Here is a 15,670-nt window from a genome sequence, read left to right as displayed (position 1 = left end):
GTCTCTGGCTTAGCGGCTTTGCTAATGATGTAAATATGCAGTTAGATCAAGGCGGCAGATTCGGTAAACCGTGAGATTTTGCTGTTCTACTGGCAGTTGGGAAAAGACATTGCCGAGTTGCATGCTGAGAGTTGGTGGGGCTCGGGGTTCTTCGAGACGCCGAGCAGGGACCTTAAAAAGGAGATTCTGAACGCCAAGAGCTTCTCGCCGCGCAACCTTCGGTACATGAAGCGCTTCTACGAGCTGCTTCCTGTGGGCCCGGCAATTCTGCCACAACTTATGGCAGAATTGCCGGCTTGCGATGAGTTGTTCTCTGTCCCATGGGGCCATATCAGAACGATTATTGACAAGTGTCGTGGCAGCCGCGAGAAAGCGGAGTTCTACATCCGTAAGACCGTGGAGAATGGCTGGTCGCGCGCCGTATTGCTCAACTATCTGGATAGCGGTCTCTATGAGCGTCAGGGCAAGGCGGTAAACAACTTTACGAGTGCGCTTCCCGCCCCGCAGGGCGACCTCGCTCGGGAGATCACACGCGACCCCTATCAGTTCGACTTTCTCGCCATTCGCGACGACTACGACGAGCGTGAGCTCAAGGATGCCCTGATGACCAATATCTCCCAGTTCCTGATGGAGCTGGGAATGGGCTTCGCTCTCCTCGGTCGGGAGTACCGTCTGGTGGTGGGGAAGACGGAACAGTGGATCGACCTTCTTTTCTACCACGCCGCACTTCAATGCTATGTGGTCATTGAGGTTAAGGCCACCGACTTCAGGCCGGAGTACGTGGGGCAGCTCGGGACCTACGTCGTGGCGGTCAACCACATCCTGAAGAGCGAGATTGATCAGCCAACGGTCGGGCTTCTTATCTGCAAAGGCAAAGACAATGTGCTGGCACAGTACGCGGTGGAGGGCTCCAGCCAGCCGATCGGCATATCCGAGTACGAGCTCTCCAAGCTGATGCCGGAGGAACTTCGTGGCTCGCTTCTTACCATCGAGGAGATTGAAGCGGAGCTGCGCGGGTGAGTTGTCTCGTTTGACGTATTGTTTGAGGTGCCGTTTTGAGAGGGGCAACCATGCCAACACTTCGCGACTGTGTCTACGGTCAGGCGGTGGCCGACGCGCTGGGCGTTCCGTACGAGTTTCGTCCGCGGGGCTCGTTCCGCTGCACGGACATGATCGGCCACGGCAGCCACAACCAGCCGGCGGGTACGTGGAGCGACGACACGTCGATGGCGCTTGCAATCTGCGACAGCTATCGTGAGCTGGGACGCATTGACGTCGATGACATCCGCGAGCGCTTCGTGCGGTGGTATCGCGACGGCGCCTACACGGTCAACGGGCTCTTCGACATCGGTAACGCAACGCGCGAGGCGCTCGAGCGCGGGCACGGCCTTGCGGGGGAGTGGGACAACGGCAACGGCTCGCTCATGCGCACGGTCCCGCTCGCGTTCACCGATGCCACCGACGACGAGGTGCGCGCCGCCTCCGCGATAACGCACGCGCACCCAACGTCCACGGAGGCGTGCGTTGCCATTGTGCATATCGCGCGGGACCTCATCGCCGGCGCGAGCTCGGCGGACGTGGCGGGAGATATCGCTGCGCGCCCTGTGGACGAGATTCGCTCAGGCGGCTTCGTGCGTGACACCTTCGACGCCGCGCTCTGGTGCCTGGCCAACACGTCGAGCTACGCCGAGTGCACGCTCGCCGCGGTGAACCTCGGGGACGACACGGACACCACGGCCGCCGTCGCCGGCGCGCTCGCCGGCATCGTCTACGGCATCGAGAGAATCCCGCTCGAGTGGCTAAACAAGCTGCGGGGCAAGGCCCTCATCGAGAGCTGCCTGTTCTGAGGCGTGCTTGCTTTATTTCTCGACATGCTCGAGTTTGCTCGGTTGTTTTGCTCAGAAAAGTTGAGTCAAAAGTTTTGAGTCAACTTTTCTGAGCAAAGGTCATCGCATGTCAGATTATTCTTGCTATACTGCTATACAAAGTCGAGGTGATGAGTATGCCAGGAACAACCGCGGCGCCGCAGGTTCGGCAGACGCAGATGAATACGCGCATAGACATGGCCCTCAAAGAAGCCGGGGACGCCGTGCTCACGCGGCTTGGCTACTCGCCGTCGGCGGCGGTGCGCGGGCTCTGGCAGTTTGTGGTGGACCATCAGGATGACGCGGCGTCTGTGCGCAAGGTCATCGAGCCCGGTGTGGCTTCTGCGCTCTCTGACGAGTCGGCTCGGAAGGCATCCGCGATTATCGGCCTGCGTTCCCTGTACGCACGGACGGCCCGCGAGCTCGGCATCCTCGGAAACGACGGGGCGGACATCCCATCCTGGGACGACCTCCGCGAGGACTGGTATGACGAGCGCCTGGACAGGGAGGCGTAGATGTCACAGCCTTCGCGCGTTCTTCTCGATACCAACGTCTGGCTCGACGCGTTCGACGGGGCACGTCCGCGCTCCCGCGAGGCAAGCGAGCTGATCGATGTCTGCATTCGCAAGGGGATTGATCTGCTCTACGCGATCGGCACGTCGAAGGACGTGTTCTACCTCGTGGGTGCCTCGCTCAAGCGTCAGGCACGGACGGCGGGTACGGCGCTCTCCGAGGGCCAGGCTCGCGCCATAGCCGCCTACGCCGCGGCCTGCGTCACCAACATGGACGAGATTGCGACGGCTGTGGGCGCCGATTCCTCGGATGTCTGGCTTGCACGAAAGTATCAGCGAATCCACACGGACTTCGAGGGTTGTATGGTTCTGGCGGCGGCTCAGCGCGCGAAGGCTGACTATCTCGTGACCAGCGACGAGGCACTTCTGCGCCACGCTCCCGTGGCGGCGCTCTCGGTGGACGACTTTCTCGCGCTGGTTGGGGAGTAGGTGCGTTCGGAAAGGCTATGGAGATGAGTAGGGGACAAGAGCGGTCGAGCCAGCGTCTGGCACGGATCATCGAGCCGACGGACGACGAGAAGGCCGCGGCAAAGGCCGCCTGGACGTTCGGGCGCTCCTACGCGCATGACAGCACGGCGCTCGGGGTGGCCGCCTTCGCCCTGGTCTTCCTCATCGTCTTTGCCATCGTCGTCGTGACACTCGTCGACGGCGTCTTGCGCGGCGAGTTTGGGGATCGGGACGTCACGTGGCTCGCCGTGATCGGCGCTGCTGTGTTCGTCGTGTTTGCCGCGCTTGCGGTCGTGTCGGTTCTTGTTGCCCGTCACCATTACGTGCATCCGGTCAAGAGCGACGTGTTCGCTGCCGGCGGGCGCCTGTTCCATACCTCGTTCATGCCGGACAAGGAGAAGAACGGGGGCGGCCGCGGAATCGTCCGCGTCAACGTTGTCGACATCGCGGAGTGCGCTGGGTTCCACAACCGGAAGGACAGGACGGTCTGGATTCTCCCGAGTCCCGACGCGTGCATCCATGACGTGTGGCGGCGAGGCAAGCGTTGGGAGGACGAGCGCGAGCTGTGCCTCGCCCTCCTGGAGAAGGGGATCCCGAGCGGTGCGGACACGGACCCGTTCTTTGGCGTTGACGAGCAGTACCGGGGATTCCTCGAGCGAATCGGCGTGCGAATAGAGGAGACGACCGAGCCTGTCGACTTCCTGGCTGGGACGTGGTCGCCGGTGAAAGACGACTTTCATGATTGGTAGTCGCGCGGTAGCGCTGGACTTCACGGGCCCTGGAGTTGCTTTCGGGCCCGTTTTGTATTGAGGACAGGCGCTTTTCGGTCGCGCCCAGTGAGCCGCATTTCTCGAATAAGAAAACGAGAAAAAATAAAATAACGAAAACGGATAAAACCACGATTTCGGTTACGGGGGAGCTTCTGGATGGGAATCGCAAGGCGTTGCTTGCGGCGAGGGGCCGAGGTGTGACAGCCGATTTCTCGGTATTTCGCGAGACTTTTCGGTATAGATAACGGTTTTTGGCCAAATTACGGTATCGTAAGTAAAAGAACGGTATAGAGACACGGTTTTACGGTAGAATTACGGTACCGAGAAACTCAATCTAGGTGGTGATCACCATGCCGGAGTCCCTTCACCAACTAATCCAAAAGGTCCTCTCGATGCGCTGCGAGACGCAGACCATTGAGGTGAAGGCGGCTGCGCAGGGTGCCCCGCGCATCTACGACACGCTCTCCTCGTTCTCGAATCAGGAGGAGGGCGGTGCCATCGTCTTTGGAATCGACGAGGCAAATGGCTTCAAGCCATGCGGCGTCTACGATGCCCAGGCGCTCCAGAAGAGCATCGTCGAGCAGTGCCGCGAGATGGAGCCGCAGATCCATCCGTTCATTCAGACTGGCGAGCTGGACGGTAAGACGATCGTCGTTGCTCACATCCGTGGTCTCATGATGGGGGAGCGCCCTGCGTACCGGCGCACGTCGGGCATGCTCAAGGGGTCTTACGTGCGTGTTGGCGACGCTGACGAGCACATGACCGACGCCGAGCTGTACGAGATTGACGCTTTCAAGAAGGGTGTCTCCGACGATGTCTCGGTGCACCCCGACGCCTCGCGCGGCATGCTCGACGTGGACTCTACTGCCAGATATGTTCTTGACGCCCGAAGGGATCGTCCGCGCCTCGAGGGTCGCAGCGACGATGACGTGCTCCGCCTCACGGGGGTTCTGCGCGATGACGCCCCGACGCTTGCCGGAATGATGACGCTTGGCGATTACCCCCAGAGGCTCTACCGGAACTGCTGCATCACCGCGGTCGCGGTGGCGGGGGAGCATATGGGCGCCGGCGAGGAGGGCCGGCGCTTCCTGGATAACCGGACCATCGAGGGCACTATCCCACAGATGCTGGACGACGCGTGGGCATTCGTTGCTCGCAACGTCCGCGTTTCGTCCGTCGTGAAGGGCCTCAAGCGCGACAACGTCCCGGAGTACCCCGAGGTTGCCGTGAGGGAGATGATTGCGAACGCCCTCGTCCACAGGGACTATGGTCCCTATGCGATAGGCACCCCCGTCCGTCTGGTTGTGTACTCCAACAGGATCGAGTGCGTCAATCCCGGCGGCATCTTCGGCGGAAACACCGTGGAGGCTCTGGGCCGGGAGAGTCTCCCAACGAGAAACCCCACGCTCATCTCCCTGCTGGAGATAACGCATGACGTGGAAAACCGACACTCGGGGATTCCCGCGATGCGCGATGCGATGCGTGCCGCGGGGCTCAGAGAGCCGGAGTTCACGGAGCGCAGGGGAACATTCATTTGCACGCTCTACGGTGGGCGTGCCGAGAAGAACGATGGGGTCGTTGCCGACGAGGAGCGGATTCTCGAGTTCTGCCGTGAGCCTCGCTCCAGGGAGGAGATCGCGGAGGAGCTTGGGCTTCAGGTCGAGACGGCTCGGCGTACGCGCATCCTCCCGCTGGTGCGCGCGGGGAAGTTGGCGCTCACCATGCCGGACGTCCCGAGGAGCAAGTTCCAGCGGTATGTGAGGGTGGGGTAGGCTCCTCTGCGATGTTTTAGGACAGCATAAGCTGGCTCATGGGCAAACGAGTCCGTCATAGCAAGGGGAGGAAGAAGTGAAGGTCTATCTCGTCCGACATGAATCCGGCTGCTATAGCGACCACCTGAGCTACGTTGAGCGCGTCTACTCCACGCGCGAGGCTGCGATTGCCTATGTCGAATCAATCGAGTGGGAATACGAGCGATGCGTTGACGAGAACAGGGCGGAGGACGACGATGCGTGGGAGACCGTAGCCGAGTGCCCGACCATGCATCCAAGTCGCCATGGTGGCTGCTGGTTCGTCGACGGGGACCCCGACTCAGACCGACCGTGCTGGTTCATCGACGAGTTCGAGGTGATGGAGTGACCGTCACGGTTCGGGGCGGCGGCAGCCTGACTGACAATCAAGTCTGACGCTATTGTGAGGAGCTTGGCAAGATCATCGACACCAACACCAAGGGCGTGCTCAGCGCCTTCGTCTGCCTGGCGAGCGACCTCGCGTCCTACGTGACGGGCGAGGTCCTGGCCGTCGACGGCGGCATGACGGTGTAGGTGCTGACTGTTGACGCGTGCGGGCCCGGGAGCTGAGGGCGGCTCCCGGGCCTATTTGTTGTGGTCACGGGTCCGCAGCTGCGCTCGACGTCCTCCCATCTCAAATAGAAAAACGAGAAAAAATAAAAAAACGAAAACGGATAAAATAACGAAAACGGAGCCCTCGACGCGAGGAGGCGCCATGAGGAAGGTCAACCCGTTCAAGCCGACTGCGGGTGCGGAGCCCCCAGTCCTGGCAGGTCGCGATGCGGTTCTCGACGACTTTGAGATTGGGCTTGAGGAGGGCGTCGGCGCCCCCGGCAGGCTTATGCGCATTACGGGCCCAAGAGGCTCGGGCAAGACCGTTCTTCTCACTGAGCTGGGCGATATTGCCCGTCAGCGCGGGTGGCGCGTTGTGGACGTGACGGCGGCGGAGCACCTTCCCCAATTGATTTGTCGACGTCTCGAGAAGACGGACAGCGTTGACTACTCGGTAGAGCTTGATCTCATGGTCGTAAAGGCGAAGGCTCAGAAGGAGGAGCCTCACAGAACTGAGGATATCTATGAAGCCTTGGAGCGCGTCGCCGGCAAGCTGACCGAGAAGGGAAAAGGCTTGCTCGTGACAATTGACGAGATTCAGGACGCCAGCGTTGAGGACGTTCGCGAGATTGCCGTAGCGATTCAGCATCTTATCCGGGAGCGTCGCAACATCGCCTTTGTTTTTGCGGGGCTGACTGCGGGAGTGATGAATCTGCTGGGTGAGGACGGGCCTACGTTCTTGAGGCGCGCGTACCCGAAAGAGCTGGACACCATTCCTGTGGGCGAGGTCGAGGCGGCGCTCAGGGCAACTTTCGAGAAGAATGGCGTCCGGATTGACGAGGGCGCGCTCGCAACTGCCGCCGACTCAACCGCGGGGTATGCCTATCTCATTCAGCTGGTGGGCTACAACATCTGGCGCGCCGCACAGGTTCGTGGCGGCGGGGAATTCGACGCCATTTCAGCTGAGGATGTCGAGAAGGGCGTTGCCGTCGCGCGGCGGGAGTTCGAGCGCACGGTGCTCGAGACGGCAATCGCCCATCTTCCCAAGACAGCGATGGAGTATTTGGTTGCGATGTCGGAGGACGTGCTGGCTTCTTCAACGGGGGAAATAGCCAGCCGGCTGGGCGTTCCTGCCTCATCTCTTTCCACTGCGCGAAAGCTGCTCGTCTCCCGTCAGGTCATTGAGCCGACAGCCCGTGGATACGTGGGCTTCTCGATTCCGTTCATGAGGGAGTACCTGATTGAGAATCGCGAGGCGTTGCTGGCGCGGTATGGGGTTGAGGGGTAAACGTCCTCCGCGTGCCCTAGGAGGGATTATTGTCCGGTCCGGTTGCTATGGTCTAGACACTTGAAGCCATCGCGAACGGAGGCGCAATGAGACTGTGGTACAGAACGGGGGACATTACCGCTCTGCGCGAAATCTCGTGCGATAGGGTCGTGTGCCTTGACGTTGAGAGCACAGGACTCGACCCGCGTTCCGATGAAGTACTGCAGATTGCTCTTGTTCGTGGCGATGGAGAGGTCTCGCTGTCTCGCTACGTACGACCCGAGCATCACTCAAGCTGGCCTTTGGCGCAGCGCACCCACGGCATCTCTCCTTCGATGGTGACAGGCTGTCCGTCTTTGGTGTTGCTGAAGCCGGAGATTGAGGAGTTCTTCGAGGGCACAGATCTTATCGTTGGTTATAACGTCGCCTTTGACCTCCTGTTTCTTCAGACGGCAGGCATCTCCTTCGGCAACGCGTCGGTCTTTGACGTAATGCGAGAGTTCGCACCCGTTGCAGGGCGATGGGATGCTGACCGCCAGAGATATCCAACAAGGGGGCTCGGGGAACTACAAGGATACATTGCCCCGTGCTCCCGCCGCCCCCTGGGCCCGCGCCTCCTGCACAGGCGGGAGTTGCGCTGTCTCATCTTGTCTCGCTCGCGTCGCGCATCAGTCGCACATGTTGGCAGATAGCCGACAGGCTGGGCTGCCCCATCGACCTTGCGGTCGGCCGCGAGGACATCGGCGCACCGGAGCCCGAGGTCTTCCGCTCCCGGCTCGTGGGCGAGACGGGCCCGCTTCTCGTCGGCGTGCGCGTGCAATACCTGATGGATGCCGAGCGAGCTGAGGAAATTGACCCCAAGATCTTTCGTACGGCGTTCTGGGACGGGCTCTTCAACTACTGCTCCGACCGCCCGGACTTTGTGGAAGCGTACGGGGATCAGTCGAATCGGTATGAGAACTCCGGCTGGAATATCTCGTTCAGCCTGGGCCTTCGAGGTGCCAACGCCCTTGCGTATTACTCGCGTCGGGACGCTTGGGTTGGCGCGAGCATCTGGATTGCGGACTTCTCGCTGTACGAGCGGCTCCTGGAGCGGAAGGACGAGATTGACGAGCTTCTTGGTCGCGACGGGGGAGAGGTTGTCTGGAACGACGCAAACGAGAAGTCCCGAGAGCTGCTTGTGAAGCTGCCGGCTGACTTGGCGCCCGACCACTGGGACGAGCTCTATCCGTGAATCGCTGACAGGCTGCTGGGTATCCGCAAGATCGCGGGGTGGCTGCGGTAGTACGTGAAAATGGAAGGTGACGTGCAACCATCAATTTAGCCGAAAGTTTACTATTTAGTTATTACGTCTCACCTGCTAACGTTTGCCTTGTTCAATTCAAACGAGGAGGCATTCATGTCAGCAATAACTGAAGCTCAGATTTGTGCCTGCTACGAAGCTGCCGGGAGGGTACTGCGCAATGGGGAACCAAAGCCCAAGCTAGCGGATTACGTATCAAGATCAACCGGAATGGACGCGGGCTCCGCAAGAATCTATATCGATGCCGTTGTTTCTCTAGTACAGAGAGGAACGCTTGGTCGTGACATAAGTACTTTCGCCCGGCGCAGCTTTCTGGACTGGATAGCTCGAGACTATGGAGCAGATGCTCTCGCTAGGGCGCTGTGTGCCTATCGAAAGAGAGACGAGTGGCTGAAACTGCACGGCCACTCATACGGCACTTACACGAAGATTGCGGACGAGTACTCCCAGTCGTAGTAGGGGATTGGAAACTGCCCGTAAGATCTGTTAACCGATTTTGTGACTGAAAGGTGAGGTTTCTGCCTGGGTCTCGCCATGCGGTCGTGATGCATACGTTAAAGCGAATAAAGGGTGTGGGGCAATGAACGAGTGGAAGCTTCGTGACGCGCTCTTGGAGAAGAACGATCCTCTCAGGGAGAAGAACGATCCTCTCAGCGACAAGGCAATTCGGACGCGTCTGAGCAGAGCCCGCAGGGTAGAGCGCATTTTGAGAGAAGACCTTGACGTGGTTGTGGCAAATGATGACCGAGTCTACGCCGCGCTGCTTACGCTCAAGTCGTGTCCGGAGGAGCGTAATGGCGGACTTCAGAATGCGTTGCGCTGGTACTACCGTGCCGTCAACAGGAGAGACTTTCCAAAGCTGAGCGAGTATTGTCCCAAAGAGCAATTCTCGTATGAGGTTTCCACAAAAGCAGATGTGGGACTGCATGAACAGTCCCATTCAGAGGGCGCGGCCGCCTCCGCTTCCACAAATGAGTCCAGTGAGCCCATAGGCTCCCTTTGGCGCGAGTTCTGCTCAGTGAAGAACCGCATCTCATCTGCTCTTGGTAGGTCAAATAACGTTGTTGGAGAGCTTGCTGAGCGGATCGTTGCCGAGTATCACGGTACGGTTCCTCTTGCTGTCTCACATCCCTCTGCCGATGTCGAGCTTAAGGATGGAACGCTCATTCAGGTGAAGGCTCGCATGCTAACGGACGTAAGGACAACGCCACTCTCCGCCTTTCGATCCTGGAACTTTGACGTGCTCTCTGTCGTGCTCTTTGAGCCAGATGGCGATATTGCCTTTGGCGGAGAAATTCCCTGCTCTATAGCGCGGCGTTACGCGAGGGAGGTTTCGCACGTCAACGGCTGGCAGATTTCGACGACGCATGATTTTCTCTCCGATCCGGCCTTTACCGATTTGACCGATGCTTATCGCCGTACGCTCGAGAACCTTTGATTGAGCCTTGCCTGGTCTAGGCGTACGGGGGCTTCGCGAAAGGCGGCGTAAGCGGCCCGCGTCGAATTATTGTCCGGTCGCCCTTGTACACTCCCCTCAAGTCGAGAGAGGGGAGCCAACATGTACGAGCCGTCACGTCAGCTGATGTCGTTCAACGTCGCGGGGTTCCAGTTCTGGGATGGTGCGCTGGTGCTCGGGGAGCTCAAGGCGGGCACGCTACTCAAGCTTGTCCCGGAGCCGGACAACCCGCACGATCCCGAGGCAGTTGCGCTGCGCTACCATGGGACCAAGCTCGGTTACGTTCCATCGGACGAGAACGCCGTGCTCTCGGTGATGTGCTTCTACGGGCACGCCGCGGCGTTCGAGGCGCGCGTGCTGCAGGTGGACCCGGAGGCTGCGCCTTGGAAGCAGGTGCGCGTCGGCGTCTTCGTGACGGACGCTCGCTGAGACCCGGTCGGCGTACGGCTGGGAAGGTGAGAAGAACGGGAGGAGAACCATGGACAACGGCTTTCGCAGCGTGATCAGGTCCGACGGCACGACACACCTCGAGCATCAGATCGGCACCATGCGCTTTGACCTCGCGACGGGGCGGATGACGCAGATCCTTCCCTCGCCCGGTGGCATGCAAAGCGTCATCCGGCCCGACGGCTCGTTCGGTCTTGAGCAGACCGTCGGCAACATGAGGTTCAACATCGACCAGGGAAGCTACGACCTGCTTCTTTAGGGCCGTCCCGGGGTTTCTGCCACTTCGGGCAAGTACGCAAGGAGGCGCCATGACGCTCGTTCGCCTGTCGGAGCGCATATCCTATCTCCAGCACGTCGGGGAGCTTGACCGTCCCGTGCTGGCGCTCGTGCGTGGGGATCGCCTCGCGCTTGCCGTCGACGCGGGCTACTCGCCGCGCCACGTCGCGGACTTCTACCGCGAGCTCGTCTCGGCGGGCCTTTCGCTGCCCGACCTCACCGCGCTTACGCACTGGCACTGGGATCACAGCTTTGGCATGAGCGCCGTCGCCGGCCTCACGGTCGCCCGGAAAGAGACGAACGAGCACCTACTCGAGGCGCGTGGAATCCTCTCGGACCCGGATGACCCGCGCCACGCGGACATCCGCTCGGCCCAGGGCTTTGCCGAGGAGTTCCCGCCCGGGGAGGACCCTGTCGTCGTGACCGCCGACATAGAGTTTGAGGGCGAGCTCGCGATCGACCTCGGCGGCGCGACGGCCCGGCTGATCGCCACGGACGCGCCCCACACCAACGACTCTACGCTCGTCTACGTCCCCGAGGAGCGTACCCTCTTCGTTGGCGACTGCTTCTGCGAGGACTACGACTCCGGCGACGACTTGGCCGTCTGCCACCTCGACCCCGCGCGGCTGCGCGCACTTCTCACCACGATTGAGGGCCTGGACCCGGCACCGGAGACCTTCGTCATCGGCCACTGCCCGCCGGAGGGCCCGGACGAGTTCGTCGGATATCTGCGCGAGCTGCTGCAGCCGGCCCCGGGGGAGGGAGGAGCGCATGCCAACGCTTCGTGACGCGATCTATGGCCTGGCCGTGGGTGACGCGCTCGGCGTGCCGTACGAGTTCCGCCCGCGGGGGAGCTTCGCTTGCACGGGGATGGTCGGCCACGGCACGCACGACCAGCCGGCGGGCACCTGGTCGGACGACACGAGCATGACGCTCGCCACCTGCGACAGCATTCGCGTCTGCGGGCGCGTGGACACAGGCGACATGCTCTCCCGGTTCCGCGCGTGGATCGACGACGGCGCCTACGCCATCGACGGCGTGGTCTTTGACTACGGCAACACTACGGCCCGCGCGCTCGCCGCCGGCGTGGGCTGCGCGGGCGAGCGCGACAACGGCAACGGCTCGCTCATGCGCATCGCGCCGCTCGCCTTTACGGACGCCACGGACGACGAGGTCCGCGCGGTCTCGGCTATCACGCACGCGCACCCCGTATCCACCGAGGCCTGCGTGGACATGGTGCGCGTGATGCGCGCGCTCGCGGCTGGCGCCTCGCCGGCGGAGGCGGTCCCGGACTACGAGGTCCTTCTCGCCGCCAGCGAGAAGGACCTGGGCTCGGGCGGATTTGTGCGAGATACCTACTGCGCCGCGCTCTGGTGTCTGGTGGTCTCGGAATCCTACGCGGAGTGCGTGCTGCGCGCGGTCAACCTCGGGGACGACACGGACACCACGGCCGCCGTGGCCGGGTCGCTCGCGGGCATCGCGTACGGGGCGGACGCCATCCCACCTGCCTGGATGGAGGCGCTGAGGGGCAAGGACATCATCGAGCGCTGCCTCTTCTGATGTTTCTCTGGTAGAACACTTCAACCCAAATCATGCGATCCGTTCCCGGTGGCCATTTCAGACGCCGCGCGAGGCGCAACGTGTTCCGAGGTGGAGGCAAGCCAGACTACGCTCTCTCCAGCCTTCCGCCCAACTCTCTTGGCGAACAACGCGGCGGGCCCCGCCCGACTTCCTTGCTAGACCAGCCTCGGCCACACGCTCTTCTCGCCCACAGGGAGATCCCTCTCGCCATGACGCGGGACGTCAAACACGTGTGGCCGTCGGCATCGGTGGCATGTCCATGCGCTCCAGCTGCACTGCGACGCCCTGCGTTTCGAGAGCTCCGCCACACCCACACTTGCACGACTTTGGCTACGTTCGGTGCTACGAGCGTGGCATCCGCCGCGGTCAGCGCCGCTGGCGTGCCGAGCACCTAGACGTTCATGTGCTTGATCGTCCACAGCACGTGTCTCACTACCAGCAACGAGGCGCCGGCCGTCACTCCACCCGCCCTTCTCGTAAGATGGAAAACAGGGGACGCACGCCAACGAGGCGGGGGAGGGCACATGGAGAGCGACTTCGCGGGCTGGATCGTGCAAGAGTTCCGCCATCCCGTGCCCATCGAGTACAGGGACTTCCTCTTCCAGGACGCTGCAGCCGCGCACGTCGAGCCCGTCATGCCCTCGCGGGCGTATCTCGTCACGGGCGACGGCGACGAGTGCGAGGTCTCCGAGTGGTTTTCCGCCGAGCGCATACCCGACATCTATCGATGCTGCCGCGCGGAGGGACTGATAGCGGAGCATCTGCTGCCGATCTTCGACAGCTGTGGCTGCGTTGCGGCGCTCGACTGCGACGAGCGCTCGAGCACGTACGGCAGCGTTCTCCTGCAGGCTCCTGAGGGCTACTTTGACGACGCCCGTCAGGAGAACGTCTACGAGGGCCGGTCCTTCTCGCACGGAGCTTCTCGGACGTGCTGGCGGCCCTAGAGGGCACCCAGGACGTCACCAAGGCCAGCCGGCGGGACGGCACGCATGAGGGTCGCTGAGCTCACAGACGCCCGTCTCGTCGTCGAGCTCTCCGAGTGGGACCTCGGGGAGCTGGAGCGCTCGTTTGGCGTGCGCCTGCCGGGTGGCACATCGCTCGTCCCCGGGCGCATGACCGCGGAGGACGGGTTCTGCGCGCATGCGGACGAGATGCGGTTTCTGGGCGCGGACGGGGCCTTCACCGCCGCCGGGCTCGACGGCGCCCGGCGGCTTGCCGTCGCCGAGGCGGTCTGCTCGCTGTGGCCGTGGGTCTGCGACAGCTTTGACGTCCGCTTTTTCGGCGAGGACGGGGAGCTGTGGTGCCAAGGGGGCCACCACCTCCGGGTCGAGGTCCGCGCGCCGCGGTCGAGCGCGGCGCTCTGGACGCTCCTGGCGGCGCTGGTCGCCGCCGCCGAGCTGGCCCTCTCCCTCGTGATGGGCTCCCTCGAGGGGGTCTACGGCGTGGTGCTCATCAACGTCCTTCTCGCGCCCCTCTCCCTGCTCTGCGCGGCGCTCGCCCTGCGCTCGTGGCGTTTTGGGGTGACGGCGGACCTGGGCGGGATGAGGGTGCGGCCGACGCTCGGCCCCGAGCGCGCGTTCGCATTCTCCGAGGTCACGGGTGTCGATCGCGTGGTCGCCCCGGACGGGTCGGGGGCGCTGCGCAGGCTCGTGGTCCGCACGGCTGACGCGCGCGTCTCCCTGTCCTCGTCGCTTGAGGGGGTCGAGGCGCTGGACGCCTTCGTCGCCGAGCGCGTCCACCTGTCCTAGCCGCCGCGGCGCGCGAGCGGCCCTGTCCCCCGCTCTTTCTGGCGGCGGCGGGCTGGGGGCGGCTCTCCCGCGTCGAGCGGTCGGCCGCCCCGCCAAGAAGAACGAACGTCGCGTGTGCTGGTCATGAAGTGGTTCTTCCTGGCATGCCGTTCGCAGCCGCAAACGTACCGTCTGCGACACCGCAAAATTTCCTCTTGAAACACGCTTGAAAAGTGGGAATATATGGGCTAACAAACATTTTGTTTGGATACCAGACAAAAAGTTGGCAAGCACGGCAAGCACGAGAGCGCAGGCGGGAAAGCCGCCAGAGCACAAGGAGGAAGCGTTGAGCGAGAAGATCAAGTGGGTCGCCAACAAGATGCCTAAGAGCGACGACAAGCACCTTGGCATCATGTCCCTCGAGAACGTGGAGGCGGCGCGCAGCTTCCACAGGAGCTTCCCGCAGTACGACGTCACCCCGCTCGCCAAGCTGGACCGGCTGGCGGGCGAGCTCGGCCTCGCGAACCTGGCCGTGAAGGACGAGTCCTACCGCTTTGGCCTCAACGCCTTCAAGGTGCTCGGCGGCTCCTTCGCCATGGCCAACTACATCGCGGGCAAGATCGGCCGCCCGGTCTCCGAGATGACCTACGACTACCTCACGAGCGACGAGCTGGCGCGCGACTTCGGTCAGGCCACCTTCTTCACCGCCACGGACGGCAACCACGGCCGCGGCGTCGCCTGGGCCGCCAACAAGCTGGGCCAGAGGGCCGTCGTGCACATGCCCAAGGGCAGCGTGAAGAGCCGCTTTGACAACATCGCCGCCGAGGGCGCCGAGGTCACCATCGAGGACGTCAACTACGACGAGTGCGTCCGCATGGCCGCCGCCGAGGCCGAGGCCTGCGAGAACGGCGTCATCGTGCAGGACACCGCCTGGGACGGCTACGAGGAGATCCCGTCCTGGATCATGGAGGGCTACGGCACCATGGCCTCCGAGGCGGCCGAGCAGTATGCGGCAGCCGGCGTGGAGCGCCCGACGCACGTCTTCGTGCAGGCCGGCGTCGGCAGCCTGGCCGGCGGCGTGGTGGGCTACTTCACCAACCTCTTCCCCGACAACCCGCCCACCTTCGTGGTGATGGAGGCCGACACCGCGGCCTGCCTCTACAAGGGCGCGCTTGCCGGCGACGGCGACCCGCGCATCGTGGACGGCGACATGCCCACGATCATGGCGGGTCTGGCGTGCGGCGAGCCCAACACGCTGGGCTGGGACATCCTGCGCAACCACGTGTCCGTGTTTGTGAGCTGCCCCAACTGGGTGGCCGCCAAGGGCATGCGCGTGCTCGGCGCCCCCAGGAAGGGCGACCCGCGCGTCATCTCCGGCGAGTCCGGCGCCGTGGGAGCGGGCCTGATCACGACCCTCATGGAGTCTGACGAGTACGCCGAGCTCCGCGAGGCCATCGGCCTGGACGAGACGAGTTCCGTGCTGCTCTTCTCGACCGAGGGCGACACGGACCCGGTGAACTACCGCAGGGTCGTGTGGGATGGCGCGTACCCCGCCGAGTAGGGAAGGGCGAGAAGAACGCGTTCTTCTCGGCAGAAGACTGGTAACGAGGGCGTCAG

At 62.7% G+C, this 15,670-nt stretch carries 20 protein-coding genes; all 20 read left to right on the top strand.

Annotated elements, in window-relative coordinates; translation table 11 throughout:
• The first annotated feature begins 45 nt into the window (after positions 1–45).
• The 20 genes from BQ7391_RS11530 (at position 46) to dpaL (ending at position 15,614) form a co-directional block, all read left to right on the top strand.
• Positions 46–1,020: a PDDEXK nuclease domain-containing protein gene (locus tag BQ7391_RS11530; protein ID WP_083662220.1), complete on the top strand. Its 975-nt coding sequence runs from the start codon at positions 46–48 to the stop codon at positions 1,018–1,020.
• Positions 1,021–1,070: 50 nt separating this feature from the next.
• A complete protein-coding gene (locus BQ7391_RS11525; RefSeq protein ID WP_075280732.1) occupies positions 1,071–1,847 on the top strand; it encodes an ADP-ribosylglycohydrolase family protein in 777 nt (258 codons plus the stop codon).
• A gap of 155 nt (positions 1,848–2,002) precedes the next feature.
• Positions 2,003–2,380, top strand: coding sequence for a hypothetical protein (locus BQ7391_RS11520; protein WP_075280731.1), 378 nt, complete (start codon positions 2,003–2,005; stop codon positions 2,378–2,380).
• Complete coding sequence (locus BQ7391_RS11515; RefSeq protein WP_075280730.1) at positions 2,381–2,866, top strand: type II toxin-antitoxin system VapC family toxin; 486 nt, start codon at positions 2,381–2,383, stop codon at positions 2,864–2,866. It begins immediately after the preceding gene.
• A 23-nt stretch (positions 2,867–2,889) separates the two neighbouring features.
• Complete coding sequence (locus BQ7391_RS11510) at positions 2,890–3,633, top strand: hypothetical protein (protein ID WP_129583971.1); 744 nt, start codon at positions 2,890–2,892, stop codon at positions 3,631–3,633.
• 413 nt (positions 3,634–4,046) lie between these two features.
• The gene (locus tag BQ7391_RS11505) at positions 4,047–5,426 is read left to right on the top strand and encodes an ATP-binding protein (protein WP_159437370.1); all 1,380 of its coding nucleotides are present in this window, start codon (positions 4,047–4,049) and stop codon (positions 5,424–5,426) included.
• 76 nt (positions 5,427–5,502) lie between these two features.
• Entirely contained in the window at positions 5,503–5,793 is a 291-nt protein-coding gene (locus BQ7391_RS11500; protein ID WP_075280728.1) for a DUF7336 domain-containing protein, read from the top strand.
• A 95-nt stretch (positions 5,794–5,888) separates the two neighbouring features.
• Positions 5,889–5,978, top strand: a complete 90-nt coding sequence (locus BQ7391_RS11495) for an SDR family oxidoreductase (protein WP_235858676.1) — start codon at positions 5,889–5,891, stop codon at positions 5,976–5,978.
• Between the two features lie 181 nt (positions 5,979–6,159).
• Positions 6,160–7,284: an AAA family ATPase gene (locus tag BQ7391_RS11490; RefSeq protein ID WP_075280727.1), complete on the top strand. Its 1,125-nt coding sequence runs from the start codon at positions 6,160–6,162 to the stop codon at positions 7,282–7,284.
• Between the two features lie 86 nt (positions 7,285–7,370).
• Complete coding sequence (locus BQ7391_RS12805) at positions 7,371–7,955, top strand: 3'-5' exonuclease (RefSeq protein WP_075280726.1); 585 nt, start codon at positions 7,371–7,373, stop codon at positions 7,953–7,955.
• Positions 7,850–8,497, top strand: coding sequence for a hypothetical protein (locus BQ7391_RS12415; protein WP_159437369.1), 648 nt, complete (start codon positions 7,850–7,852; stop codon positions 8,495–8,497). Before BQ7391_RS12805 ends, BQ7391_RS12415 begins: the two co-directional genes overlap by 106 nt.
• 165 nt (positions 8,498–8,662) lie before the next feature.
• The gene (locus BQ7391_RS12265) at positions 8,663–9,022 is read left to right on the top strand and encodes a hypothetical protein (RefSeq protein WP_129583969.1); all 360 of its coding nucleotides are present in this window, start codon (positions 8,663–8,665) and stop codon (positions 9,020–9,022) included.
• A 124-nt stretch (positions 9,023–9,146) separates the two neighbouring features.
• On the top strand, positions 9,147–10,004 hold the full coding sequence (locus BQ7391_RS12260) for a hypothetical protein (RefSeq protein ID WP_129583968.1): 858 nt from the start codon (positions 9,147–9,149) through the stop codon (positions 10,002–10,004).
• Between the two features lie 120 nt (positions 10,005–10,124).
• On the top strand, positions 10,125–10,451 hold the full coding sequence (locus tag BQ7391_RS11475) for an HIRAN domain-containing protein (protein WP_075280724.1): 327 nt from the start codon (positions 10,125–10,127) through the stop codon (positions 10,449–10,451).
• Positions 10,452–10,500: 49 nt separating this feature from the next.
• Positions 10,501–10,728 carry a hypothetical protein gene (locus tag BQ7391_RS11470; protein WP_075280723.1) on the top strand — a complete coding sequence of 76 codons (228 nt, stop codon included), beginning with the start codon at positions 10,501–10,503 and terminating at the stop codon, positions 10,726–10,728.
• A gap of 49 nt (positions 10,729–10,777) precedes the next feature.
• Positions 10,778–11,533 (top strand): MBL fold metallo-hydrolase, encoded by a 756-nt coding sequence (locus BQ7391_RS11465; protein ID WP_075280722.1) that lies wholly within the window; start codon positions 10,778–10,780, stop codon positions 11,531–11,533.
• A complete protein-coding gene (locus tag BQ7391_RS11460) occupies positions 11,517–12,305 on the top strand; it encodes an ADP-ribosylglycohydrolase family protein (protein WP_075280721.1) in 789 nt (262 codons plus the stop codon). The genes BQ7391_RS11465 and BQ7391_RS11460 overlap by 17 nt, the downstream gene beginning before the upstream one ends.
• Before the next feature lie 545 nt (positions 12,306–12,850).
• Positions 12,851–13,270, top strand: coding sequence for a hypothetical protein (locus BQ7391_RS11455; RefSeq protein ID WP_075280720.1), 420 nt, complete (start codon positions 12,851–12,853; stop codon positions 13,268–13,270).
• A 45-nt stretch (positions 13,271–13,315) separates the two neighbouring features.
• Positions 13,316–14,074, top strand: a complete 759-nt coding sequence (locus tag BQ7391_RS11450; protein ID WP_075280719.1) for a hypothetical protein — start codon at positions 13,316–13,318, stop codon at positions 14,072–14,074.
• Between the two features lie 325 nt (positions 14,075–14,399).
• Positions 14,400–15,614, top strand: a complete 1,215-nt coding sequence (dpaL, locus tag BQ7391_RS11445; protein WP_075280718.1) for a diaminopropionate ammonia-lyase — start codon at positions 14,400–14,402, stop codon at positions 15,612–15,614.
• Positions 15,615–15,670 lie beyond the last annotated feature (56 nt).

It is taken from the genome of Thermophilibacter provencensis, assembly GCF_900128445.1.
Classification (GTDB): Bacteria; Actinomycetota; Coriobacteriia; order Coriobacteriales; family Atopobiaceae; genus Thermophilibacter; species Thermophilibacter provencensis.
The sequence above is the reverse complement of the archived record's forward strand: the minus strand, read 5'-3'. Positions and strand labels throughout refer to the sequence as shown.